Source organism: Nocardioides sp. Z22_16 (genome assembly GCF_058134365.1).
In genome coordinates this window covers 430,681-454,690 of the sequence record NZ_JBYTTI010000003.1, presented here as the reverse complement: position 1 = coordinate 454,690, position 24,010 = coordinate 430,681, and the positions used below count along the sequence as shown (strand labels likewise).

Below are 24,010 nucleotides of genomic sequence, written 5' to 3'. Positions count from 1 at the left end.
CTGCGGGGGTGGACACCCTCGAGCTCTCCCAGCGGGACGCCCGCCGGATCGCCGTCCGCGCACAGCTGCTCGCGGCGCCCCGACCGACGGGCGTGCTCGAGGTCGTCCGCCACCTGACCTTCCTCCAGGCGGACCTGACCCGGGCAGTGGAGCGCAACGCCGACCTGGTGCTCTGGAGCCGGCTCGGCGACGACCACGACCCCGCGGAGCTCGGGCAGGCGCTCGCCTCCGGACAGCTCGTCGAGCTCGACGGGAGGCTGCGCCCGGCCGAGGACGTGGCACTCTTCCGCGCGGAGATGGCCGCGTGGCCCGGACCCGGACCGCTCAAGGAGTGGCAGGTGGAGACGGCAGGCTGGCTGGAGGCCAACGACGGCTGCCGCCGCGACATCCTGGAGAAGCTGCGCGACGAGGGACCGCTGCCGGCCGGCGCCCTCCCCGACACCACGGTGGTGCCGTGGCAGTCGAGCGGCTGGAACCACGACCGCAACGTCCGGATGCTCCTCAACCAGCTGGTGCGCCGTGGCGAGGTCGCCGTCGCCGGCCGGGAGGGCCGCGAGCCGCTCTGGGACCTCGCGGAGCGCGTCTATCCCGAGGTGCCCGCCGTCCCGCTGGAGGAGGCGCTCGCCGAGCGCGAGCGGCGCCGGCTCCGCGCCCTCGGCATCGCCCGCGCCAAGAGCCGGGCGGTGCCCGGCGAGCCCGACCACGTGGGTACCGCCGGCCGGGTGGTCACCGTGGCCGGGGTCCGCGGCACCTGGCGGGTGGACCCGGTCTACCTGGAGGCCGACCCCGAGGCTCCGAACTCAGGGAACCAGCGCTTCGAGGGCCGCACCGTCCTGCTCTCCCCGCTGGACCGGCTCGTCTTCGACCGGACCAGGATGGCCGAGCTCTTCGACTTCGACTACCAGCTGGAGATGTACAAGCCCGCGGCGAAGCGGCGGTGGGGCTACTGGGCGATGCCGGTCCTGCACGGCGACCGGTTGGTCGGCAAGGTCGACGCGACCGCCGACCGGGACGCCGGCGTGCTGCGGGTCGACGCGGTGCACGAGGACGCGCCGTTCAGCCGGACGCTGCGGACGGCGGTCGACCGGGAGCTGCGGGCGCTGGCGCGCTGGCTCGGCCTCTCAGTCAGAGACCGAGGACGCCGGGGTTGAGGATGCCGTGCGGGTCGAGGGCGTCCTTGGCACCGCGCAGCGCCGCGGCGAAGGGGTCGGGCCGCTGGCGGGAGTACCAGGGCTCGTGGTCCCTGCCGACGGCGTGGTGGTGGGTGATGGTCCCGCCGTGGGTGGCGATCGCCTCGGAGACCCCGGCCTTGATCTCGTCCCACATCGGGAGCAGCGAGCCCCACCGGCCCGAGGCGTAGACGCCGTAGTACGGCGCGGGGCCGTCGGGGTAGACGTGGGTGAAGCGGCAGGTCACCACGCCGGGTGCGCCGAGGTCGCGCATCACGTCGTACGCCGCGCTGGTGATCGCCGCGTGCAGGACGGGGAACCGGTCCCAGGTGCAGGCGGTCTCGAAGGTCTCCGCGATCAGGCTGCGGCGGGTGACGGCGTCGCGCTGGTAGGGCATCCGCAGGAACGAGGAGCGCCACGCGTCCGCCGCCCCGTCGGCTGCACCCTCGGCTGCCCCGTCGCCGTTGCCGTCGCCGTCGCTGCGCGTCGGCTCACCCTTGCCGCGCACCGGGCCGGGCCTGCCGCCGTGGTCGCGGGCCAGCTCCAGCGCGCGATCGAGCAACGGCCCCACCGGGTGGTCGGCCGACTCGAAGGCCAGCACCAGCAGCCCGCCACGGGTCGAGGAGCCGGCGTTGAGCGTCGCCTCCATCGGGTCGAGCAGCCGGCAGTTCGACGGGTGCAGCCCGCTCTGCGCGACCGCGCGGGTGGCGGCCACCGCGTCGTCGAAGCGGTCGAAGTCGACCGTGCAGGTCTGCTGCCAGCGCGGCCGGTCCTGGAGCCGCATCCAGGCTTCGGTGATGATCCCGAGCGTGCCCTCGGAGCCGAGGAACATCCGATCCGGCGAGGGTCCGGCTCCCGAGCCAGGCAGCCGCCGCGACTCCCCGATCCCGGCGGGGCTGACCACCCGCAGGCTCTCGGTGAGGTCGTCGATGTGGGTGAGCACGGTGGCGTAGTGACCGCCGGCCCGGGTGGCGAGCCAGCCTCCGAGCGTGGAGAACTCGAAGGACTGCGGGAAGTGGCGCAGCGTCAGCCCGTGCGGCCTCAGCTGGGCCTCCAGCGCCGGGCCGAGGACGCCGCCCTCGATCCGCGCCGCCCGACTCACCGGGTCGATCTCCAGCACCCGGGCGAGCGCGCCGAGGTCGAGGCTCACCGCTGGTCCGTCGAAGCGCGCCTCCACCCCGCCGACCACCGAGGTGCCGCCGCCGAACGGGACCACCGCCACGCCCGAGCCACCCGCCCAGTCGAGCACGTCCACGACGTCCTGCTCGTGCCGCGGGCGCAGCACCAGGTCGGGTGAGTGCGTCAGCTGCCCCTGGAGGTTGCGGACGACGTCGCGGTAGGCCTTGCCGTGGGTGTGCCCGGCGCGGTCGTGCGGGTCGGCGGAGGCGATCGGCGCGAGCGAGTCCGGGACGTCGACGCGCGGCGCCCGCAGGTCGAGGTCGGCGACGGCCGGAGGCTCGTGCGGGGTGAAGTCGTGGTCGGGCAGCAGCGCCGCCACCCGGGCGACCAGCTCGTCCGCCTCGGCTCCGACCACTGCGTCCTCGACGTTGCCCCAGCCCCACCACGATCGCGTCATGCGGGCGACCCTAGGGGTGATCGGGGTCCTCCGCCTCGGCTTTGGCACGCTCGGCCGCGAGCCGCTTGCGCGCGTCCTGGTCGCGGCGCCGCTTCACCTCGCGCTGGGCCAGGGCAGCGGCGAGCAGGACCGGCCAGACGTACTTCAGCAGGTCGAGGAGGCGGCGAAGCCACGCCGGCAGGCTCCAGTCCGGGAGGCTCCAGTCCGGCCACGGGATCGAGGGCCAGGGAATCGAGGGCCAGGGGATGGACCAGTTGGGCCACGGGATCGAGGGCCAGGGGATGTCGGGCCACGGGATGTTGGGCAGCGCGAACCGGCCCAGCAGCCAGATCAGCAGCAGCGGCACCACCACCCCGGCGACGGCCGCGGCGGTCCGCCGAGCGGCGTACTGCCGGGGGTGCTCGCGGATCCACCTCTCGCGCGCGGCGGCCTTCGACCCGGGCTCCGGGTCGAGGTCGAGCCCGCCGACCCCGGTGTGAGCGGCAGCGGCGGCGCCGAGCTCGGCGTCGCGTCCCCACCACGTCACGCGCCGCGCCGGACCGAACATCATCGGCAGCCGGACCCCGATCGCGCCGCGGTCGCCGCCGTCGAGCACCACCCGCTCGTCGGAGGTCTTCTTCGTCGCGACCTCCGCGTCGTCCACGGTCCAGGTGAGCCGGCGACCCAGGCCGGAGTCGACGATCTCCACGCGGTGGGCAGTGCCGTCGTGGTGGAGGAACCAGCGTTCCGGGGTCGAGGGCATCACGGGGCCCGGCGCGTGTCGACGATCAGTTCCGCGTGGGACGCGCCGAGCTCGACGGTGTCCTCGAGGGGTCGCCCGCTGTCACCCTGTGTGCTCATCTTGGTGATACTAGAGTCATCACTCCACGAATGTCATCCCGACCGGGAGGTTCCATGGCACGCACCGTCGACCCCGCGCGCCACGAGGCACGCCGCCTGCAGATCATCGACGCCGCGCTCACCTGCTTCGCCCGGGACGGCTACGACCGGGCGACCACCGCCGCGATCTGCCGGGAGGCGGGCATCGGGTCGGGCACCTTCTTCCACTACTTCCCCACCAAGCTCGAGGTGCTGCTCGCCATGCTCGACCTCGGGACCCGCGAGGAGCAGGAGTGGTTCGCCGCCCAGGCCGGCCGGGACGACGCCCGGGCCGTCCTCGACGACTACGTGGCCCACACCGCCGAGGAGATGGCCGACACCCGGGTGGCCGGGCTGGTCCGTGCCGTCGGCGCCGTGATGACCGAGCCGGAGGTCGCCGCCGCCCTCGCGCGCGACACCGCGGCGATCCGCGACGGGCTGCTGCCCTGGGTGCGGGCGGCGATGACCGCCGGCGACGTGCGCGGCGACCTGCCGCCCGAGCGACTGGTCGTCTGGCTCCAGGCGCTGCTCGACGGCTACCTCGGGGTGGTGGTCACCGAACCAGGTTTCGACGGCGGCGCCGAGAGCGCCACGCTGCGCGACGCCGTCCGCCGACTCCTCGCGCCCTGACCCGCGGCTCCGGAGCCGCGCTGCCGGGCCACGCTGCCGGCCACCTGGGAGGGGCTCTCACTCCCGGACCGGCGCGACGGGCTGTCTCAGGATCGTCCGCAGCCTCACCGGGTCGGTGCGCCGCGGGTCGCTGAGGTAGACCTCGTGGTGCCGGCCCGTCATCCGCAACCCGGCCTCGGGGATGACGCGGTCGTGGAGCTCGGCGAGCACGCCCGCTTCGTCGTCGTACGACCCGACGTGCAGGGTCTGCACGCAGCGGCCCTCCTCCAGCGTCTCGAGCCGTACGTCGTCGAGGCGAGCGGGCGCGCGCTTGGCCCGGACCTGCTCCACCGCAGCGTCGACCATCTCGGCCGGCACCCCGTCGGGGACCAGCAGCAGCATCGTCCAGTCCCACCGCGCCTTGTCCCGCGCGGAGGTGAAGACCTCCATGTCGTCCGCCCACCACAGGCCCTCCAACGGCGGCACCACGTAGTCGCGGGCCAGCTCACGCTTGCTGGCGAACTTCACCGCGTACGCGACCGGGTAGAGCGCCGCGAGCGCGTCGGCGTACGCCGGGGAGGTGTTCGGGTCGCCGTGACCGTCCACCGCCAGGTAGCGCAGCGGCGGCACGTCGAGGACCCGGAACTCGCCCCGCCGCGCCCGGTAGGAGTCCAGCGTCTTCTTCAGGTCGACCTTCACCCTCCGAGCATGGCCGGGTTCAGGGCCTGAGCACCACCTTGGTGCAGCTCTGCTCCTTGTGCTTGAAGAGGTCGAAGCCGTGTGCGGCGTCGGCCAGCGGCAGGTGGTGGCTGATGATGAACCGCGGGTCGAACTCCCCGGCCCGGATCCGCCGGTAGAGGTCGGGCAGGTAGCGGTGCACGTGCGCCTGACCGGTCCGCACCGTCACCGACCGGTTCATCAACGAGCCGATCGGGAACTTGTCGACCAGCCCGCCGTAGACGCCGACGATCGAGACCGTGCCGCCGTTCGCCACCGAGAGGATCGCCTCGCGCAGCGCGTGCGGCCGCTCGGTGGAGAGCTTGGCGACCTGCTTGGCCTTGTCGTAGGCGTGGATCGCGGTGACGTCGGTGTGGGCCTCCATGCCGACCGCGTCGATCACCCGGTCGGGGCCGCGCCCGGCGGTGAGCTCGCGCAGCTCCTTCAGGACGGAGGTCTCCTCGTAGTTGAGCGGGTGCGCGCCGGTGTGCTCGGCAGCCATCTCGAGCCGCTCGGGGATCCGGTCGATCACGATCACCTTGGCCGCGCCCATGATCTCGGCGGCCAGGCAGGCGAACTGGCCCACCGGCCCGGCACCCCAGACCGCGACGACGTCGCCCCTCTGGATGTCGCACATGTCGGCCGCCATCCAGCCGGTCGGCAGCACGTCGGTGAGGAAGAGCACCTGGTCGTCCGTCAGGTCGTCGTCGACCTTGAAGGGCCCGACGTCGGCGAAGGGGACGCGGACGTACTCCGCCTGCCCGCCGGGGTAGCCGCCGAGCATGTGGGAGTAGCCGAAGATGCCGGACGGCGAGTGGCCCATCACCTTCTCCGCCTCCCCCGCGTTGGGGTTGGAGTTCTCGCAGAGCGAGGTCAGCCCGCGCTGGCACGGCGTGCACGCGCCGCAGGCGATGGGGAACGGGACGACGACCCGGTCGCCGACCTTGAGGTCCGGTCGGCGCTCGGTCGAGCCCGGCCCGAGCTCGACGACCTCGCCCATGAACTCGTGGCCGAAGATGTCGCCGGGCATGAACGTCGGGATGTAGCCGTCGTAGAGGTGCAGGTCGGAGCCGCAGATCGCGGTCGACGTGACCTTGATGATCGCGTCGCGCGGGTTGAGCAGCGCGGGGTCCGGGACCTCCTTGACCTTGACCTTGCTGGGGCCCTGCCAGACGACCGCCTTCATCGGATGCTCCCCTCGGTGCTGGTGCTCTCGCTGGGCTGCGCGGGCCCCTGGAGGAACTGCCGCTTCGCCTCGGTGCCCTGGGGCAGGATCTCGGTACGCACCACGTCGCCGGTCTCCATCACCTGCTTGAAGCGGCGGAGGTCGTCGCGGACCTGCTGCTCCGGCTCCTCGCCGAAGAGCCGCGCGGCGGCCCGGCCCAGCAGTCCGCCGGGGACGTCGTAGTGCAGGACCACCCGGACCTCGGTGCCCCGGTCGCCGGGAGCCGGCGCGAAGAGGACGGTGCCGGAGTTGTCCACGGTCGCACCCTTCAGCGAGCGCCAGGCCAGTCGGCGTCCGGTCTCCTCGCTGGTGATCTCGGCGTCCCAGGAGACCTTCTTGCCGGCCGGACCCTTCGCCACCCAGTGGCTGGTGCCGTCCCCCTTCGGGGTCACCGACTCGAGGTGGAGCATGAACGACGGCAGGTTGGCCAGGTCCCGCCAGAAGGCGTAGACCTCGTCGGGGGGTCGGTTGACCGTGGTGGAGGCCTCCAGCTGCAGCGGGCCGGGGCGCCCGCTGCCGTGCTGGGAGCGAGCGCTGCGCACCGCGGCATAGAGGTCGAGCGCGGCGATCCCGGCGACCGCCGCGGTGGCCAGGTTGACGCGGGTCAGCCGCTCGCCCTTCCGCGAGCCCATCGCCCGGCCCAGCAGCGCCAGATCGAGGGTGTCGCCGACCACCCGGGTCCACACCGAGCGCTGCGGACCGACGAGGCAGGCAGCCGCGTGGACGAGCTCGCGGGCGCCGACGGCGCGGATCACCGCCGGGGCGGTCGCATCGTCGTCCACTCCGGCGAGCCGGGCCACCGCGTCGGGCTTCCAGATCATCGGGACGCCGAGGCCGAGGCTGGCGACACCGAGGCCGCGCACCAGGCGGCCGGTCCGGCGTTCGGGGTTCTGGGTCGACTTCATGCGAAGACGTACCCGCGTCAGGAGAGCCCATTCCCCCAGGTCTCCGGGTCCGCGGCCGGCCAGGTGCGGGGCCAGCCCATGCCTCGGCGACTCAGGCGGGGTCAGGGCCGGGGGTCAGGGCCGGGGGTCAGGGCCGGGGGTCAGGGCCGGGGGTCAGGGCCGGGGGTTGATCCGCTGCCAGGGACGCTCGTCGCGGCGCTCACCCATGCCGGCGGCGCAGCGGCGGCAGACGTCGGTGACCCGGTCGGCCTCCCCGCCGGAAGCGGGCTGCACGTCGGCCCACTCCACCTGCGAGAACCGGCGCAGGCCGGAGCGGTGGATCGAGAGTCCGCAGAGGGTCTGATTGGCGCCAGGGACCCACGCGTGGACCTCACCGGACGGGGTCCGGTAGCCGTCCGGGTCTACCCACGAGCCGGTCGCTGCGATGCCCGCGAGCTTCGGGGCCTTCATGTCCAGGACAGTGCCCGGACCCGGGGCCGGGCATGCGCCGGCTACGTGAGCCGGGCACGCGAGCCGGGCACGTGGGGCTCGCCCCGGACCCTGGCCCTCCCTCAGCGCAGGGCGCCGACCACGACCCGCGCCGCGTCGGCGACCAGCGCGTCGTCGTGCTCCGCGTCGGGCCCGCTGCGGTCGGAGAAGACGGCGACCACGATCGGCGGCCGGCCTGGCGGACGGACGAGCGCGAGGTCGTTGCGGGTCCCGTACGCCGCTGCCCCGGACTTGGCCGCGACCCGCCACCCGGCGGGCACGCCGGCGCGGACCAGGTTGTCGCCGGTGGCGTTGCCGCTCATCCAGCGCAGCAGGGTGCGGCGTTCGGCCGGCGCCAGGCCGCCGTCGACGGCGTAGGCGCGCAGCACCTCGGCGAACGCCCGCGGCGTCGTGGTGTCCCGGGGGTCGCCGGGCTCGGTCGCGTTGAGATCAGGCTCCGTCCGGGCCGCCACCGTGACCTCGTCACCGAGCGCCTCCAGCGCGCGGTCGAACCCGGCCGGCCCGCCCAGCTCGGCGAGGAGCAGGTTGGCGGCGGTGTTGTCGCTCTCCCGCACCGCGGCCTCCGCGAGGCGGGCGAGGGTCAGCCCGGTCGCCACGTGTCGCTCGGTCACCGGCGAGTGGGCGACGAGGTCGGACTCGTCGTAGCGGACCACCTCGTCCCACGCGCGGGGCGCGAGCCGGTCGAGCAGGGCCGCCGCCATCAGCGCCTTGGCGGTCGAGGCGTAGGCGAAGCGCTCGTCGGCCCGGTGCGCCACCGTCGCCCCGGTGCCGGTGTCGACCGCGAGGACGCCGAGCCGCGCGTCGTAGCGCTCCTCGAGTGCGGCGAAGTCGGCCGCGGTCGGTGCGTGCCCCCGGGCCACCGGTCCTGACGACCGGGAGGGGTCGCGGGTCTCCGGCTGCTGGACCCGGCTCGTGCCGTCCGGCGACTCATCCTCCCCGCACCCGGCCGCTCCGAGCGCCAGCAGCACCGCGGCCGCCACCGTCAGCAGACGCATCGGCCGGCTCCGCCGGCGCGTGGCTGGGCGGGGCTGCGTGCGCGGGGATGGGCTGTGCGGTGCACGGCGGTGCGGGGCGCGGTGCATGACTCCTCCTCGCGATCAGTGCGGCCTCGGTGAGGTCCCGAATCTGCCACGCGTGGGGTGCGGTGCCTAAAGTTGCGGGTGGAGCCGGCCGGCTCCACCGGACGAGGGAGCCGTACCCGGAACGCGACAAGACGGCCAGGGTGGAGTCCGTCATGGCGTGGATCGTGCTCGTCCTCTCCGGCATCCTCGAGGCGGTGTGGGCGGTGGCCCTGAGCAAGTCCGAGGGCTTCTCCCGGCTCGGGCCGTCGCTGGTCTTCCTGGTCGGGATCGTGCTGAGCATGGCCGGCCTGGCCTACGCGCTGCGCACCCTCCCGGTGGGCACGGCGTACGCCGCCTGGGTCGGCATCGGCGCCTCCCTCACCGTCGCCTACGGGATGGCCACCGGGGCGGAGTCCTTCAGCGTGGCGAAGGTGCTGCTGCTCCTGGGGCTGGTCGGGTGCATCGTCGGGCTCAAGCTGGTGCACTGACTCAGGACCTTTCGCCCGTGACCAGCACGCGCGCCACACGCGGAGGGACCACGGTGCCTCGCAGGGCCGGCGTGGGCGGTGCGGTGATCGCGCCGACGGTCAACAGCTACAAGCGACTGGTCCGCCAGGGGTCGACGTCCGGCTCCGCCTGGTGACGGACTGGTCGATGGGGGCGATGCAGGCCTACGAGTGGGCCACCACCTACCCGCGAGTTCTTCCTCGACGCGGGTGAGGCGGCGGGCGAGGGGCGCGCAAGGGGGCAGACCGGGGCTTCCGCGCCCTGGGCTACGCCTCGGTCGGCGACGTGCTGGCCTCGATCACGGCACGGACGATCGTGATGCCATCGGCGACCGACCTGTACTTCACTCCCGCCGACTCCGCCGTCGAGGCGGCGCTGGTCCCCGGCGCGGAGCTGCGTCTCCTGGACTCCGAGCTCGGCCACGTCGCCGGACGGCCCGGCGTCCGTGCCGCGGAGACCGCCGCCATCGCTGCTGCGGTCCGCGACCTGCTGGACCCCTAGCGGGACCTCACACCTAGCCTCCTCCCGAGCGGGCCTCTACCGTCGGCACATGACTCTTCGACTCGGCATGGTCAACTTCGACTCCCGCGACCCGGCGCCCCTCGCGCGCTGGTGGGCCGACCAGGTGGGCGGCGAGGTCGCCGACCCGTACGACGGCAGCTTCCTGATGGTCACCGGCGGCCCGGTCACGCTCGCCTTCCAGCAGGTCGGCGACCCGACGTCCGGCAAGAACAAGGTCCACCTCGACCTCATCGCCGAAGACCTCGACGGGGAGGTCGAGCGGCTGGTCGGCGCCGGAGCGACGCTCGTGGCGCGCCGCGGCGACGACTCCTTCCGCTGGGTCACGCTGGCCGACCCCGACGGCAACCAGTTCTGCGTGGCGGGCCAGGAAGAGTCGGAGCCTCCGGCCTCCTCCTGACCCACCCCTCAGGCAGGCCGTTGGCCGCAGGCCTCCCGGCGTGCTCCCATGGGTCTCCCGGTGCCATCGCCCGGGGAGCTGAACGACCACGGGGGTCCTGTGAAGCGAGTCCGGCCCGTCCTCGTCCTACGTCCCACGCTGGCTGCACTTGCTGCGCTGGCAGCCGTCGTACCCGGCGTCGTCCTCGCCGCTGCGTCAGCCTCGGCCTCGGGCACGGCCTCGGGCACGGGGTCCGGTTCAGCGCCCGAGCCCCCCGCGGCGTCCACCTGTGCCGGCAAGCCGGTGACGATCGTCGCCAGCAAGCGGGTCCAGCTGGGCACCGAGGGAGACGACGTGGTCGCGATGAAGCCCTTGGACTGGGACTACTTCGACGCCCTGGGCGGCGACGACACCATCTGCCTCGACCTCGGGTGGGTGGAGGCCGGGCGCGACATCATCCCTTCGTCGGGCTCCGTCGACGCCGGCGCGGGCGACGACGTGGTGATCAACCAGGCGGCGTCATTCGGCTTCATGACCGTCGGGCTCGGCAGCGGCGACGACCTTTTCACCGGCAGCAGCGCTCCGGAGATGACCGAGGAGGTCTACGCCGACACCGACCTCGTCGAATACGACGAGAAGCCGCCGGCGGTCGACCCGGTCGGCGGGCACCAGGACATGATCGACATGGGCAACGGGCGCGGCACGGACGAGTACGGCAACGAGGGCGGAGAGGTGCTGTGGTCGGCGGCACCGGCCGGCGCGACCAACCCTGACCGGATCACGTTCGGGACCGGGACGCCCGAGCTCCACTACGACGGGGCGATGGCGCCGGAGGGAAGCATCGACTTCGAGCCCGCGACCGAGGTGTCGCTGCACCTGCCCCGGCCGGGCGTCACCGATCCGCTGACGGCCGGGGAGGTCCTGATCGACAACGTGGCACGCCGCGCCTCGGTGGCCGGCACGCAGGTGCTGGCCTGGCAGGGTCAGGTCTCGCGCTTCGTGCTGGGCACCGAGGGCCGCCGGTGGCCGCTGCCGGTCTCCTTCCAGGGCTCCGACGCCGACGAGACCCTGACGTTCTACGGCGGGCAGTACGGCGACGTCCGGCTCGGCGCCGGGAACGACGCCCTGGAGGGCTCGGGACGGTTCGGGTTCAGCGAAGGGCTGCGGTTCCGCACGATGGACGGCGGCCCGGGCGTCGACACCAGCGGCTTCCTCACCCGGTGCTCGGTCCTGACCGTGCGCCTGGCGGGAGAGGCGAGCTGCGACGGCACCACCGCTCCCTTCACCGGCTTCGAGCGCGTGGGAGCCACGAGCCGCGCGGACGGCGGCCACGTGACGGTGGTCGGGACCGACGCCGATGAGTCGATCTCGGCGATCGCTGACCGGGTGACGGTGCGTGCGGGGGGCGGTGACGACGACGTGGACAGCGCGCGGGGCACCTCGGTCCGGGTGCACGCCGGGCCGGGCGACGACACGGTGCTGGGCTCGGGCTCCAAGGTCCGCGTCGACGGTGGTACCGGGGAGGACGGGGTCCGCGTCTACGGACTGGACCTGCTCGTCCGTCTCGGATCCGGGGCGGACATCGTCAGCCTCCACGCGCCGTCAGGACGGTGGCCGTGGAGTGCGCCGAGCGATCCCTCGGGCCGGGCCGTCGCGTTCGGTGGACCGGGCAACGACGACCTCCGGGGCACCACGCTGGCCCGGCGCGGCGACCGGCTCGTCGGTGGCCCCGGACGCGACCGGGCCGACGGTCGCGACAACAAGGTCGCCGGCATCGGGGACCACTGCGCCGCGGAGGTCACCACGCGCTGCGGCGCGCAGGATTCGTGACCCCGCCCCGGGTACCTGGCAGTCATGACTGCTGCGGCCGGGGGCCGGGGCCGGGGGCCGGGGGAAGATCAAGACGCGGAGCGACCACCGTGCCCCGCAGGGCCGACGTGTGCGGTGCGGCCGGGACCGCCCACCTAGGGGTCGGCCACCGCCCGCTCGACTCGGCGCACCGAGGGCAGCGCGGCCGCGACGAGGGACCCGCCGGCGATCACCGCGACGCAGACCCACAGCCAGGCAGTCACGCCCGTCGCCGCACTGACCGGACCCACGAGCGCCAGCCCGAGGGGGCGGGCCAGGAAGGAGCCGACCAGGTCGAAGGAGTAGACCCGGGCGAGCTTGTCGGGTGCGATGTTCTGCTGGATGGCCAGATCCCAGTTGACGGAGAAGATCTCCAGCCCGAATCCGTGGAGGAAGGCCCCGACGAGCAGCACCGTGAGGCTGTCCCCCAGCGCGATCGCGGCCGGGAAGCACGCGGTGAGGGTGAGCAGCAGCGTGCCCACGAGCAGGCCCCGGCGCGGACGCCAGCGGAGCGAGACCAGCCCGCCCGCCATGAAGCCGGCCATCAGCACGGCCAGCGCCCAGCCCCACGCGGCCGCGTCCCAGGTGTCGCGCACGACGATCGGCCCGAGCACGCCCTGCACCCCGCCGTAGAAGAGGTGGTAGAGCGTGGCCTGGAGGATGAGCATCCACAGCCACCCGTGCCGCAGCACCTCCCGGGCACCCTCGCCCAGGTCGCCCAGCAGAGAACGGGCCAGGGCTGGGTCGGCGAGCGTGGAGGGCAGGTCGAGGCGGTGGAAGAAGTACGCCGCCAGCGCGAACGCCACCGCGTCGACCGCGATCGCCCACCCGGAGCCGGCCACCGTGACCAGGATCCCGGCTCCGGCGAAGCCGACGATCATCGCCGTGTTCTGCAGCAGCCGTCGCAGGGCGATCGCCGAGGGCAGGACGTCTTCGGGGACGGTCTCCCGGGTGAGCGCCGAGGAGGAGGGGCCGCTCAGGGCGGCGAGCGCGCCGTTGGCCATGCCGACCGCCCCGATCAAGGTGATGCTCGCCCAGCCCCCGAGCAGGCTGGCGGCGATGAACGCCTGGGTGGCGGCGGCGCCGAGGGCCGAGCCCTGAAGCAGCACGGCACGCGGCACCCGGTCGCCCAGCACCCCGCCGAAGAGGGTGGTGAGCACGTTGGTCAGCGCGTAGGCCGCCTCGACGAGCCCGAGCTGCGTGGCGGAGCCCCCCAGGTCGAGGACGGCGAAGGCGAGGGCCACCGGTGTGATCGCGTTGCCGAGCGCGCTGGTCGTGGTGCCCGCCGTCAGCCTGCGGAAGTTCGCGTGCTGGAGAGGGGCGGGGGTACGCACCTCGGCAACCTAGTGACGCTCACCGACAGGGTCCAGTTGTACCTAGGTGCGCCGGGCGAACCGGACCCCGCCGTCGGGCATCCGTTCGGTGCTGTACGCCGGGTCGTGGGCGCGGTGGTGGTGCCAGGAGCAGAGGAAGAGCAGGTCGGCCAGGTCGGACCGGCCGCCGTGGCCCCAGGGATCGCGGGCGTGGTAGGCCTCGCACCAGGTGGAGGGGATCGTGCACCCCTCGGCTCCGCAGACCCGCTGGGTCAACGTCTTCGCATCCCGCTGGGCCGGGGTGAACAGCCGGGCCGCCCGGCCCATGTCCAGCGGCACCGAGTCGGTCCCGAGGACCACCGGCACGAGCTGGGCCTGGCACGCCAACCGCCGGGCCTGCCCCGCGCTGATCGTGGTGACGTCGTCGCCGTTGCTGAGGATCGCGGCCGTGCCAAGCCCGGTACGCAGCTCCGCCAACCCGATGGTGACCAGCACCCGGGTCGCCCCGCCTCCTTGGGAGGGCACCCGGGCCGGGTCGGCGGCCTCCAGGAACGCGCAGAACGCCAACCCGAGCAGCCGCTCCTGCGGCAGCCGGACCCCGGTGGCCGGGTCGCGGTGCGCGAACCCCCCGAACGGGGTCGCCGCGCCGGTTCCACCGGTCGTGGACCCGTCGTCCTGCTTCGGGGAGGTCCACGCCTCCAGGACCGTGCGCAACCTCGCGGCCACCTGGTCGGGGATCCGCGCCTTCACGTCCGTGGCTCCGTCGCCGCGACGATGCAGGGTCAGCCGGGTGGCGGCGTGCGCCCGGCGTTCGGCCCGCTCCAGCGCCTTGCGCTCGTGCTCCTCGTAGGTCTCGGGGGCGACGACCTGGAGGATCTTCTCCCCCAGCGTCTCGAGGGCCTTCGGGTCGAACGTGGCCGCCGCCTCCACCAGGTGGGCCTCGGCGCGGGCCAGCACCTCGGGCGGGACCTCCTCGCCCGGGACCGGGTCCGTGACCAGGGCGTCGAGGGCCTTCACGATCACCCTGGCCTGCTGCAGGTTGAGCTCGCCTGCCTCGAGCCCGACGCCGACCCGGTGCCAGCGGCAGGCCACCGCCTCACCGAGTCTCTCCGCGGCCCGTGCCGCCGCGAACCCGCACCGGGTGCGGCCGGCCAGCCAGCTCGCCCCGCTCCGCGCCCCGTCCTCCTCGGCCACCCCACCCGCGGCCCCGGCGGCGTGCAGGACCCGCATCCGCAACGACTCCATCCGGTCGCCCAGCCGGGAAAGCTCCACCAGCGCCTCGCGGTGAGCAGCCTCCGAGAGGAGCACCGGGTCGGCGTCCTTCGCCAGGTCGAGCGCCCCGCCGATCAGCGCGACCGCGCGGCTGATCGGGTGTGCGTCTCCCGCCTGCTCCCACATCGTCGGCCCCCCGTCCCGTGCCGCTCGGCAGAGCCCCGATGCCCTCCCGACGGAGCCAGTCAACCCGGTCCCACCGACACTTCTGCCGCCGATCACGCCACCATTCCGAGCAGTGGACACCTGTTCGAAAAAAGTCCCCCATCCCTTCGCGAGCACGGGTGGCGCCCGGCCCCACTAGAGTCTGGGGATGCCCTGCCGTCGGCGTCCGTCCCCCTCCCCGGAGGGCGCGTGACGGCGCCGCGACCCGAGGCCGAGGGACACACCGCCTGTCCCAAGCTGATGACCTACGGGCCGTGCGGCGGTGTCCGGGACGACGACGGCTGCGAGCTGGACGGGCGCCCGTGCCCGTTCGCCGGACCGGACGCCGAGCCGGTGCGCTGGCAGCACGAGACGCCGCGCACCGCACCCCGGAGCGCCCTCCTCGCGGCCGCCGGGGAGCGCCCGGTGGTGCTCGCCGACCTCACCGTCCCGGCCTACGACCCCGACGGGCTGGCCGCCGTCACCCGGACCCTCGCGGACTCCTGCGACGCGGTGCTCGTGGGCGAGCACCAGAACCGGCCCGACCTCCCGCCCACCCAGATGGCGACGCTGGTCGCCGAGGCCGGTGGCGTCCCCTGGGTCACGCTGGCCTGCCGCGACCGCAACAGGCTGGTCCTCGAGCAGGAGCTGGCCGGGCTCGCCGTCGCCGGCGTCGACGGGGTGCTCTGCGTGACCGGGGACATCCGAACCCCGGGCGTGCGGCCCGAGGTCACCCAGGTCTTCGACCTCGACGGGACCCGGCTGGCCGCGATGGCCGCCGAGGCCGGGCACGCGGTCGCCGTCCCGGAGGCACCCTCCGCACCCCCGCACCACCTCCGGCCCGCGCGGCTGGTGGAGAAGCAACGGGCCGGGGCCCACCTGGCGGTGCTCAACCACGTCGGCAGCGCCGCGCAGGTGGCGGCCTTCGTGGCGACCGCGCGGGCGCTGGGGCTGACGATCCCGGTGATCGCCTCGGTCGCGGCCTACACCGACGGGCGCTCGGCGCGGGTGCTCCAGCGCTTCCCCGGTCTCAGCCTCGATCCGGCCCAGGTGGCGCGGGTGCTGGGGTCGGGCGACGTACGGTCGGCGGGCATCGAGACGGCGGTCGCCGAGGCCCGGGCGCTGCTGGCGATCGAGGGCGTGGCGGGAGTCAACCTCTCCGGGCTCGGCTCCGGAGCCGGACCGCTGGCGGGAGCACAGGTCAAGGCCGAGATCGCGCGGCGGATCCGCCACGGCGCATGAGGAGACGAGCACAGAGGAGACGGAGCCGATGAGCGAGACAGGACCGACCGGTGAAGAGACACCGGAGTCGATGGCCGACGAGTTCGACACGGTCGCCTGGTGGACGGCGGCCGCGGTGGCCGAGCTCGGCGACGACCATGCCGTGCCCGCCGCGTGCCGGGGTAGCGGCAGCCCGGCCGGGCTCGACTGGCTGGCCACCGCGATGGGGCTGACGGACGGCGCCCGACTCCTCGACTCCGGCGCCGGGGTCGGCGGCCCGGCGGAGTACGCCGCCCGTTCGTACGGCGTCCACCCGACGCTGGCGGAACCGATGGAGGGGGCCTGCCGAGCCGCCCGGCGCCTCTTCGACCGGCCAGTCGTGGTCTCCGACGGGCTCGCACTCCCCTTCGCCGACGCGGCGTTCGACGCCGCCTGGTCGCTCGGCGTGCTCTGCACCGTCGAGGACAAGCGGGCCTACCTCGCCGAGCTGCAGCGCGTCGTGCGGCCGGGCGGACCGGTGGGGCTGCTGGTCTACACCCGGACCGTCGACTCGCTCCCCGACCAGCCGGAGGGCAACTTCTTCCCCAGCCGCGACGAGCTGCGCCACGACCTGAGGGCGACGGGGCTCCGGCTCGTCGAGGAGATCCCGCTGGCCGACCTGCCCGGCACCCCCGAGGAGTGGGACGAGGCCGCCGACCGCGTCGAGGAGGTCGTCGCCCGCGACCACCGGGGCGACGAACGCTGGCAGCGGGCCCGGGCCCAGCAGGAGACGATCGGCGCTCTGATCGGGGACGGGCTCGTCGCCGGGGTGCTGGTCAGCTGCCGAGCGCCGGACGACCCCCCGGCATGACGCAGGCAGAGACGACGCAGGCAGAGACGACGCGGCCGGCGCCGATCCCGTGCGGGACCGGCGCCGGCCGGGTGATGTGGTGTGATGCGGTGACCCGAGGTCAGCTCACGGCGTCGAGGGCGTCGACCATGCCCTCACCGAAGTAGCTGTTGTCGGCGTCGGTGCCGACGCACGGGGCGCCGGCGGTGGTGGTGCCGCACGGCTTGTCGTCGGCCTGCGCGCGCAGCCGCTCGATCATCTGCGCGGGCGTCAGCTCCGGGTGGGCCGACTTCATCAGCGCCAGCACGCCGGCGACGTGCGGGGAGGCCATCGACGTCCCGCTCTTGGAGCCCCAGCCGTTGTCGCGGACGATCGTCGACAGGATGGCCGAGCCGGGGGCGGCGACGTCGATGACGCCGAGCCCGCGGTTGGAGAAGCCGGAGAGGCGGCTGTCCGTCGTGCCGGCGGGGAACTGCTGGACCGAGGAGACCGTGACGACGCCGTCGAACTCGCCCGGCACCTTCTTGCAGGTGTCGTTGAGCGTGCGGGTGATCGGGGTGCTGTCGTTGGGTGCGCTGGTGTCGACGGTCTTGTTCGCCAGGTCGTAGGAGGAGTTGCCAGCGGCCGCGGCGTGCACGACGCCCCGGTCGGTCGACCAGGCGACGGCGCGGCGGACCGCCTCCATCGCGGCGTACTGGTCGGGCTGGTCGCCGCACCAGAACTGGAACGGGTCGACGTAGTAGCTGTTGTTGGTCACGTCCATCTTGCGCTGACCGGCCCACACGAAGCCGCAGACGGCGTACTCCGGGTAGATGTAGCCGGCGTCGTTGACCACCTTGACCGAGGCCATCCGGACGCCGGGCGCGACGCCGACGACGCCGACCCCGTTGCGGGCGGCGGCGATGGTGCCGGCGACGTGGGTGCCGTGGTCGCTGGTGGTCGGCGCCCAGCCCTCGGGCGACTGGTCGGGCCGGCCGGCGTCGGTGCAGTTGACCGACTCGGAGACGTCGAGGTTGGGGACCAGGTCGGGGTGGTCGGGGTCGATGCCGCTGTCGAGGACGCCGACCAGCACGTTGCGGTTGCCCTCGGTGATCTTGTGGGCCTGGTCGGCCTTGATCATCCGCAGCGCCCACTGCTCGTTCTCACGAGGGTCGGCGGAGGTGACGACGGTGGGCTCGGAGCCGATGTCGCCGTTGGCGGGCTTCTTGGCCTCACGCTTGTAGCCCGAGGCGCCGGGGCCCCACGAGACGCCGAGGCCCTCGGGGGTGCCCTCGGAGACCGGGACGGTGCGGGTGGCTCCGACGGACTCCAGCTTGTTGCCCGCGGCCCTGGCCACGTCGGCCCGGAAGGTCGAGACGTCGGCGTGCGCGACGATGACACCGATCTGCGGCCAGCTCTGGATGACGACGCCGCCGGCCTTCTCGACCGCGCGCTCGAGCTGCTTGGTGTGGCCGGGGTTGGCGTTCCGGGCGTTGAGGAGGTAGCTGGAGACCGCGCCGTCGGGCGTGGCGATGGGGACGGGCGTGGAGGCCTGCCCGGTGGTGGGTGCGGCGCCGGCGCTGGTGACCGAGACGAGCGCGGCAGCGGCGACGATGCCCGTGGTGGTGGCGGCGAGCGCAGCTCGCCGCCTCATGGACCTGGAGGTCATGGATGATCCTTCCGAGAAAGAGTTGGCGCCCAGCTCGGACGCCCGCCACATCTTCTCCCGGATTCCGGACGGCGACCAGGGGGATCTTCACCTTTTGACGGCTAGCCGCCCCAGACGAGAACGCCGCCCCCCAGTACGGAGGGCGGCGCTCAGGCGGCGTGCTGTGCGGTCTTGCTCAGCGGTGGTCGTCGTCGTAGAAGTCGCGGCTGCCGGACTTCGCCAAGCCGCGGCTGACCATGTAGCCGATGGTGAGGAGGGTGACGTAGAACCACGCCTCCTGGGGCCCGAAGTCGCTCGCGTCGACGAGCGCCGAGGCGATCAGGACGCCGACGACGGCCACCACGTAGGCGATGAGCTCGGTGGTCTTGACGGACGCCTTGGTCTCGGTGCTGATGCGACGGCTGTCGCGCGCGCCGGTGCGCTGGTGCTGGTTGACGTCGGCGGTGGCGGTGTGATTGGACACAGATGCTCCTGGGATTCGAATGATCGTCAGACACCTGTGGTCTCAAGTGCGAGGCCCCCGAGTGGGGCGCACCGCACAGTGCCCCCTGACGTCCTCCGCCAAACGCCCGAAATGCGGTATCTCGTCGACCGGCCGCGGCGGCCTCCCGCGGGATCGGGCCACGGTGTGGGGCGCTCCGGGTGCGCGGACCGCCGGAGCGTGCGAACCTTGCACGGCGTCCCGTCACCGTCCTCGGAGAGTCCCCGTGCCGTCCACACCGTCCCCACCGTCCCGCCCCACGCCGCCCGGCCCCACGCCCGGCCGCAGCCGCGAGGCGCTCATCCGCGGCGGGGTCGCGCTGGCCGTGGTGGTGGTCCTGCTGGTGGGACTGGTCGCGGTGGCGACCAACCTCCCCGCCTCCTGGTCCCCCACCTCCGAGACGACGGCCACCAACCCCGACCAGCTGCCGGGCCCCGGAGGAGCCGACTCCGACGACGCCGCGGAGCGGAAGGCCGAGCGCCAAGAACGCCGGGCGGAGAAGAAGGCCGCTCGCAAGGCGAAGGAGCAGGCCGAGCGGCAGGCCGAGAAGAAGGCGAAGAAGCAGGCGCGCAAGAAGGCGGAGCGCAAGGCGGAGCGGCAGGCGAAGAAGCAGGCGAGGGCCTCGGCCGCCGACAACCCGCTCGCCGGGCACCCGATGGGCGTCTACCAGGGGCCGGGTGACCAGGCGTGGGCGCCGTACGAGAGCTCCAGCGGGGTCAACCGGGAGCTGCTCGCCAAGATCGCGCTGCGGCCCAAGGCGAAGTGGTTCGGCGCCTGGATCCCCGACCGCGAGATCCGCGCCAACGTGGCGGCCTACGTCGCCAACAGCACCGGCGGCGACCCCGACGTGCTGGTGCAGATGTCGGTCTTCCGGATGGTGCCGTGGGAGCACGAGGCGTGCCGGCGGCTGCCCACCCCCGCGGAGCAGGCCAGCTACCGGTTCTGGATCGACGAGTTCGCCGCGGGCGTGGGCTCGGCCCACGCCGCGATCGTGCTCCAGCCCGACGGACCGTTCGCCCTCTGCGCCCCGGGCGGCTCCCGGCTGCCGTCGGAGCTGATCAAGTACGCCGCGACGAAGTTCGCCGCCCTGCCCCACACCAGCGTCTACATCGACGCAGGCGCCGCCGACTGGCCGAAGGACAACCCCGCGGAGGCCGCCGAGATCCTGGTCCGCGCCGGGGTCGACCGGGTGCGCGGGTTCGCGCTCAACTCCACCCACTACGTCGCCTTGCCCGACGACATCGCGTTCGGGACCAAGGTGGTCGCCGAGCTCGCCCGACGCGGGATCCCGGACCGGCACTTCGTGGTCAACACCTCCTCCAACGGCCGCGGGTTCGAGTTCAACCTGGGGCGCGGCTCCCACCCCGACAACGCCAACGTCTGCCGCACCCCGCAGGAGCGGGTCTGCGTCACCCTGGGCATCCCGCCCACCGTCGAGGTGGCCGACCCGCGGTGGGCCCTGAGCCCCGAGCTGGCGGCCGCGGCCGCGGAGCACGTGGACGCCTACCTGTGGTTCGGCCGCCCGTGGCTGCACATGCAGAACGACCCGTTCGACCTCGACCGCGCGCTGGCGATGGCCCGCACCACGCCTTGGTGACGCGAGACCGGTAGGACAACGCGGCGCCGGCAGGACGACGCGGCGCCCTGTCGGCGCGCTCGACGCCGCGAGCTCGTTGGGCGCACCTGCCAGGGTGGGTCCATGACGTCTCCCAGCCTGCCATTGCCCGTCGTCGTGGTCACCGGAGCCAACGGTCTGGTCGGCAGCCACGTCTGTGCGGCGTTGAGCGAGCGCGGCGCGACGGTGCGGGCCGTGGTCCGCCGCCCGGGCACGGCACCTCAGCTGCCAGGGGTCGAGGAGCGGGTCGGCGACTTCACCGATCCCGCCTTCGCCGCCGAGGTGGTCGCGGGCGCGGACTCGGTGGTCACCACCGTGCACCCGCTCGACGGGGACGCCGACGCCCAGCGCTCGGTCGGGTACGACGGCACCCTGGTGCTGGCGCGGGCTGCCACCGACGCCGGGGTGAGCCGGCTGGTGCACGTGTCGACGGCCGCCGTCTACGACCGGCGCCCCGGGGTGGGCGACGTGCACGAGGCCTCGGACCTGGCCACCGACGACGCCGGCGACTACGCGGTGATCAAGCGCGACCTCGACCTCGCGCTCGCCGACCTGGCGGGGACGACGAGGGTGCTGCTGCGTCCGCCGGCGATCCTCGGGGCGGGCGGCTCCTCGGTCTGGAACGCCCTGCGGCCCGCCGACATCGGCAAGGACGAGACGGAGCGGCACGCGATCCCGGAGCGGTCGTTCGCCTGGGTGCACGTCGACGACCTGGCGGCGCTGGCGGCCGACGTGGCCACCGGCGTGGTCGCCGACGCCGAGGACCCGGAGCACGGTCCGGTCGCCGGCGCCTGCACGCCGGTCAACGTGGCCTCCGGTCCAGCGACCTGGCAGGACTACCTCGGCACGGTCACCGAGGCACTCGGTGTCGAGCCGGTGTGGGAGGAGGGCCCGGCGTGGACCGGGCGGATCCTGGCCGACCGGGCCCGGCGGTGGGGCTGGCAGCCGCGCGTGGACCTGGACGCGGCGCTGGCCGAGCTGCGGGACGGCCTGCGCTGACCCGAAGGTCCCGGGAGGTGCGCGTCTGTGACGAGGACGACGTCTTATTGGTTTGTTCAACAGTCCATCTGGACTGTTAAATCCTCTGCGTGCCTCATGACGACGTGACCCCCCGGATGGCCGGCCCCCGCGAGTGGGCCGCCCTCGGCGTGCTCGTGCTGGTGGTGATGCTGCTGGCGATCGACGGCACGGTGCTCTACCTCGCGGTGCCGTCGCTGACCCAGGACCTCGACCCGACCTCGAGCCAGCTGCTGTGGATCGGCGACATCTACTCCTTCGTGCTGGCCGGGCTGCTGGTCACCATGGGCAACGTCGCCGACCGGATCGGACGCAAGAAGCTGCTGCTGATCGGCAGCACGGCGTTCGGCGCCGCCTCGGTGCTGGCCGCGTTCGCCCCCGACCCCGGGACCCTGATCGCGGCACGCGCCCTGCTCGGCGTCGCCGGCGCCACGCTGATGCCCTCCACGCTCTCGATCGTGCGCGCGATGTTCGCCGACGCGACGCAGCGCACCCGGGCGATCGCCATCTGGTCGGTGGGCGCCACCGCCGGCGCGGCGCTCGGGCCGCTGGTGGGCGGGGTGCTGCTCGAGCACTTCTGGTGGGGCTCGGTCTTCCTGATCAACGTGCCGATCATGATCCTCGCCCTGGTCGCCGGCTGGTTCCTGCTGCCGGAGTCGCGGGGCAGCTCCACCCAGCCGATCGACCTGGTCTCCTCCGCGCTCTCGATCCTGGCGATCGTGCCGGTCGTCTTCGCGGTCAAGCACTGGATCGCGGAGAGCTTCGACCTGCTGGTGGTCGGCGCCCTGGCCGTGGGCGTGGCGTCGGCGTGGACCTTCGTACGCCGTCAGTCGCGGCTCACGGTGCCGCTCGTGGACATCTCGCTCTTCCGCGTCCCCGCCTTCAGCGGCGCGGTCGCCGCCAACCTGCTCTCGATCTTCGCCTTCCTCGGCCTGCTCTTCTTCTTCTCCCAGTACCTCCAACTGGTCCGCGGCTTCGGCCCCTTCAAGGCGGGCCTCGCCGAGCTGCCGGCGACGATCGCGTCGATGCTGGTGGTGCTCCTGATCGGGGTGCTGATGGGCCGCCTCGGCGCGGGCCGGTCGATCGGGCTCGGCCTGGGCGTCGCCGCCGCCGGCCTGGCCGGGGTGGGCGCGACCGCGACCTGGGACTCCTACTGGGGGCTGGGCGCGGCGCTGGCGGTGGTCGGCCTCGGCATCGGGGTGGCGATGACGCTGTCGGTCGACGCGGTGGTCAGCGCGGTCCCGAAGGAGCGGGCCGGTGCCGCCTCGGCGATCTCCGAGACCGCCTACGAGCTGGGCGCGGCACTCGGCATCGCGCTGCTCGGCTCCCTGCAGATGGCGACCTACCGGGCCAGGCTCGACCTGCCGGCGTCCCTGGACCCCGCCACGGCCGCGTCGGTGCGGGACTCGCTGGCGGCCGCGGTCACCAGGGTCGAGGACCAGTCGGTGGTCGTCGCCGCCCAGGACGCCTTCGCCGCGGCGATGCAGACCACCTCGTGGGTGGCCGCCGCCGTCCTGCTGGTGGCGGCGGCGATCGCCTGGCGGGTGATCCCCTCGGTCTCCAGGTCGGAGGAGGTGGTGGTGGCCCATGACGCCGCCTGAGCGGGAGCTGCTGCGCGACCGGGAGCGCACCAGGCGGGCGATCCTCACGTCGGCGGAGCGGGCGATCGTGCAGAAGGGCGCGAAGGTCAGCCTCGCCGAGATCGCGGAGCAGGCGGGGGTGACCAAGAGCGGCCTGATGCACCACTTCCGCACCCGCGACGAACTGATCGCCAGCCTCGTGGAGCACACCATCGCGCGGATGTGGGACGAGGTGCGCGCCCACGTCGACCTCGCCGAGAACCGGCCCGGCAAGTTCACCCGCGGCTACGTCCGGGCCCTGACCGGCGGCAGCGAGGAGATCGCCCAGGTCGTCTTCAGCCCCAGCGGCCTGCTCGCCGCGCTGGGCGCGATGGGCTCCGCCGAGCTCACCGCCGCCTTCGAGGAGGCCGATGCCCGCGCCTGGGACGAGGCGTTCGACGCCGACGGGCTCCCCGCCGGGCGGGCGCTGGTGGTGCGGCACGCCGCCGAGGGGCTCGCCGCGGCCATCGGGACGGCGTACCTCACCGGCGAGCAACTGACGCAGGCCCGCGAGGAGCTGCTGGCGCTCACCGAGGTGGAGCCGGGCTGACCGTGCGCTCTGCTCGACCGGTCGTCTGGCGAGCGAGCGGCCCTCGGCCCTAGCATCGCGCGATGAGCCTGGAATGGGAGCAAGTGATCGTCGAGGCCGCCGACCCCCGGTCGCTGGGGCAGTGGTGGGCCGAGGCCCTCGGCTGGGTGGTCGTCCACGACACGGCCGACGAGTTCGAGATCCGTCCCGCCCCGGACCGGATGCCGGGGATCGACTTCGTGCCCGCCAGCGGGCCCAGGCGGGCCAAGAGCCGGCTCCACCTGGACTTCAGGCCGGACGACCAGCAGGCCGAGGTGGCGCGCCTGCTCGCCCTCGGCGCGCGTCGCGTCGACATCGGCCAGGGGGACGTGCGGTGGGTGGTGCTGGCCGACCCGGAGGGCAACGAGTTCTGCGTGCTCGGCGAGCGGCAGGAGTAGCCGCCCGGTTGCGATGATGAGCC

24 protein-coding genes and 1 riboswitch are annotated in these 24,010 nt (G+C 73.8%); of the genes, 13 read left to right on the top strand and 11 right to left on the bottom strand.

Annotated elements, in window-relative coordinates; all coding sequences use genetic code 11:
* Positions 1–8: 8 nt before the first annotated feature.
* Positions 9–1,151 carry a DNA glycosylase AlkZ-like family protein gene (locus AC3X7R_RS10595; RefSeq protein WP_489965604.1) on the top strand — a complete coding sequence of 381 codons (1,143 nt, stop codon included), beginning with the start codon at positions 9–11 and terminating at the stop codon, positions 1,149–1,151.
* Here AC3X7R_RS10595 and AC3X7R_RS10590 read toward each other — a convergent pair.
* On the bottom strand, positions 1,126–2,745 hold the full coding sequence (locus tag AC3X7R_RS10590; RefSeq protein WP_489965603.1) for an FAD-binding oxidoreductase: 1,620 nt from the start codon (positions 2,743–2,745) through the stop codon (positions 1,126–1,128). The genes AC3X7R_RS10595 and AC3X7R_RS10590 overlap by 26 nt on opposite strands.
* 10 nt (positions 2,746–2,755) lie before the next feature.
* The gene (locus AC3X7R_RS10585) at positions 2,756–3,487 is read right to left on the bottom strand and encodes a hypothetical protein (protein WP_489965602.1); all 732 of its coding nucleotides are present in this window, start codon (positions 3,485–3,487) and stop codon (positions 2,756–2,758) included.
* A gap of 152 nt (positions 3,488–3,639) precedes the next feature.
* Between AC3X7R_RS10585 and AC3X7R_RS10580 the strand changes: the two genes are divergently transcribed.
* A complete protein-coding gene (locus tag AC3X7R_RS10580; protein WP_489965601.1) occupies positions 3,640–4,233 on the top strand; it encodes a TetR/AcrR family transcriptional regulator in 594 nt (197 codons plus the stop codon).
* A 57-nt stretch (positions 4,234–4,290) separates the two neighbouring features.
* On the opposite strand, the gene AC3X7R_RS10575 is transcribed toward AC3X7R_RS10580, so the two are convergent.
* The 5 genes from AC3X7R_RS10575 to bla form a co-directional block, all read right to left on the bottom strand.
* Positions 4,291–4,911, bottom strand: a complete 621-nt coding sequence (locus AC3X7R_RS10575; protein WP_489965600.1) for a GyrI-like domain-containing protein — start codon at positions 4,909–4,911, stop codon at positions 4,291–4,293.
* A gap of 19 nt (positions 4,912–4,930) precedes the next feature.
* The gene (locus AC3X7R_RS10570; RefSeq protein WP_489965599.1) at positions 4,931–6,115 is read right to left on the bottom strand and encodes a zinc-dependent alcohol dehydrogenase; all 1,185 of its coding nucleotides are present in this window, start codon (positions 6,113–6,115) and stop codon (positions 4,931–4,933) included.
* Positions 6,112–7,059: an SRPBCC family protein gene (locus tag AC3X7R_RS10565; RefSeq protein WP_489965598.1), complete on the bottom strand. Its 948-nt coding sequence runs from the start codon at positions 7,057–7,059 to the stop codon at positions 6,112–6,114. Before AC3X7R_RS10565 ends, AC3X7R_RS10570 begins: the two co-directional genes overlap by 4 nt.
* A gap of 153 nt (positions 7,060–7,212) precedes the next feature.
* Complete coding sequence (locus AC3X7R_RS10560; protein WP_489965597.1) at positions 7,213–7,509, bottom strand: hypothetical protein; 297 nt, start codon at positions 7,507–7,509, stop codon at positions 7,213–7,215.
* A 101-nt stretch (positions 7,510–7,610) separates the two neighbouring features.
* On the bottom strand, positions 7,611–8,543 hold the full coding sequence (gene bla / locus AC3X7R_RS10555; protein WP_489965596.1) for a class A beta-lactamase: 933 nt from the start codon (positions 8,541–8,543) through the stop codon (positions 7,611–7,613).
* A 163-nt stretch (positions 8,544–8,706) separates the two neighbouring features.
* Positions 8,707–8,770, top strand: a riboswitch (guanidine-III (ykkC-III) riboswitch).
* Positions 8,771–8,782: 12 nt separating this feature from the next.
* Here bla and AC3X7R_RS10550 point away from each other — a divergent pair.
* From AC3X7R_RS10550 to AC3X7R_RS10535, 4 genes are all read left to right on the top strand, one after another.
* The gene (locus AC3X7R_RS10550; protein ID WP_489965595.1) at positions 8,783–9,097 is read left to right on the top strand and encodes a DMT family transporter; all 315 of its coding nucleotides are present in this window, start codon (positions 8,783–8,785) and stop codon (positions 9,095–9,097) included.
* Positions 9,098–9,434: 337 nt separating this feature from the next.
* Complete coding sequence (locus AC3X7R_RS10545) at positions 9,435–9,617, top strand: hypothetical protein (RefSeq protein ID WP_489965594.1); 183 nt, start codon at positions 9,435–9,437, stop codon at positions 9,615–9,617.
* 49 nt (positions 9,618–9,666) lie between these two features.
* The gene (locus tag AC3X7R_RS10540) at positions 9,667–10,035 is read left to right on the top strand and encodes a VOC family protein (protein WP_489965593.1); all 369 of its coding nucleotides are present in this window, start codon (positions 9,667–9,669) and stop codon (positions 10,033–10,035) included.
* Positions 10,036–10,317: 282 nt separating this feature from the next.
* Positions 10,318–11,844, top strand: coding sequence for a hypothetical protein (locus AC3X7R_RS10535; protein ID WP_489965592.1), 1,527 nt, complete (start codon positions 10,318–10,320; stop codon positions 11,842–11,844).
* Between the two features lie 134 nt (positions 11,845–11,978).
* Here AC3X7R_RS10535 and AC3X7R_RS10530 read toward each other — a convergent pair whose 3' ends face one another.
* Positions 11,979–13,196: an MFS transporter gene (locus AC3X7R_RS10530; RefSeq protein ID WP_489965591.1), complete on the bottom strand. Its 1,218-nt coding sequence runs from the start codon at positions 13,194–13,196 to the stop codon at positions 11,979–11,981.
* A 42-nt stretch (positions 13,197–13,238) separates the two neighbouring features.
* Complete coding sequence (locus AC3X7R_RS10525; RefSeq protein ID WP_489965590.1) at positions 13,239–14,573, bottom strand: HNH endonuclease signature motif containing protein; 1,335 nt, start codon at positions 14,571–14,573, stop codon at positions 13,239–13,241.
* A 228-nt stretch (positions 14,574–14,801) separates the two neighbouring features.
* Between AC3X7R_RS10525 and AC3X7R_RS10520 the strand changes: the two genes are divergently transcribed.
* Both AC3X7R_RS10520 and AC3X7R_RS10515 read left to right on the top strand, forming a co-directional pair.
* On the top strand, positions 14,802–15,833 hold the full coding sequence (locus AC3X7R_RS10520) for a methylenetetrahydrofolate reductase (protein ID WP_489965589.1): 1,032 nt from the start codon (positions 14,802–14,804) through the stop codon (positions 15,831–15,833).
* Between the two features lie 28 nt (positions 15,834–15,861).
* Positions 15,862–16,662, top strand: a complete 801-nt coding sequence (locus AC3X7R_RS10515; protein ID WP_489965588.1) for a class I SAM-dependent methyltransferase — start codon at positions 15,862–15,864, stop codon at positions 16,660–16,662.
* A 100-nt stretch (positions 16,663–16,762) separates the two neighbouring features.
* Here the strand turns inward: AC3X7R_RS10515 and AC3X7R_RS10510 are convergent, their stop codons facing one another.
* Together AC3X7R_RS10510 and AC3X7R_RS10505 are read right to left on the bottom strand one after the other, a co-directional pair.
* On the bottom strand, positions 16,763–18,289 hold the full coding sequence (locus AC3X7R_RS10510) for a S8 family peptidase (RefSeq protein WP_489965587.1): 1,527 nt from the start codon (positions 18,287–18,289) through the stop codon (positions 16,763–16,765).
* A gap of 175 nt (positions 18,290–18,464) precedes the next feature.
* On the bottom strand, positions 18,465–18,752 hold the full coding sequence (locus tag AC3X7R_RS10505; RefSeq protein WP_489965586.1) for a hypothetical protein: 288 nt from the start codon (positions 18,750–18,752) through the stop codon (positions 18,465–18,467).
* 244 nt (positions 18,753–18,996) lie between these two features.
* Between AC3X7R_RS10505 and AC3X7R_RS10500 the strand changes: the two genes are divergently transcribed.
* The 5 genes from AC3X7R_RS10500 (at position 18,997) to AC3X7R_RS10480 (ending at position 23,987) form a co-directional block, all read left to right on the top strand.
* Positions 18,997–20,367 carry a glycoside hydrolase family 6 protein gene (locus AC3X7R_RS10500; RefSeq protein ID WP_489965585.1) on the top strand — a complete coding sequence of 457 codons (1,371 nt, stop codon included), beginning with the start codon at positions 18,997–18,999 and terminating at the stop codon, positions 20,365–20,367.
* Between the two features lie 102 nt (positions 20,368–20,469).
* Entirely contained in the window at positions 20,470–21,384 is a 915-nt protein-coding gene (locus tag AC3X7R_RS10495) for an NAD-dependent epimerase/dehydratase family protein (protein ID WP_489965584.1), read from the top strand.
* 89 nt (positions 21,385–21,473) lie between these two features.
* The gene (locus tag AC3X7R_RS10490; protein ID WP_489965583.1) at positions 21,474–23,003 is read left to right on the top strand and encodes an MFS transporter; all 1,530 of its coding nucleotides are present in this window, start codon (positions 21,474–21,476) and stop codon (positions 23,001–23,003) included.
* On the top strand, positions 22,990–23,571 hold the full coding sequence (locus tag AC3X7R_RS10485; protein ID WP_489965582.1) for a TetR/AcrR family transcriptional regulator: 582 nt from the start codon (positions 22,990–22,992) through the stop codon (positions 23,569–23,571). Before AC3X7R_RS10490 ends, AC3X7R_RS10485 begins: the two co-directional genes overlap by 14 nt.
* A 62-nt stretch (positions 23,572–23,633) precedes the next feature.
* A complete protein-coding gene (locus tag AC3X7R_RS10480; RefSeq protein ID WP_489965581.1) occupies positions 23,634–23,987 on the top strand; it encodes a VOC family protein in 354 nt (117 codons plus the stop codon).
* Positions 23,988–24,010: the final 23 nt, after the last annotated feature.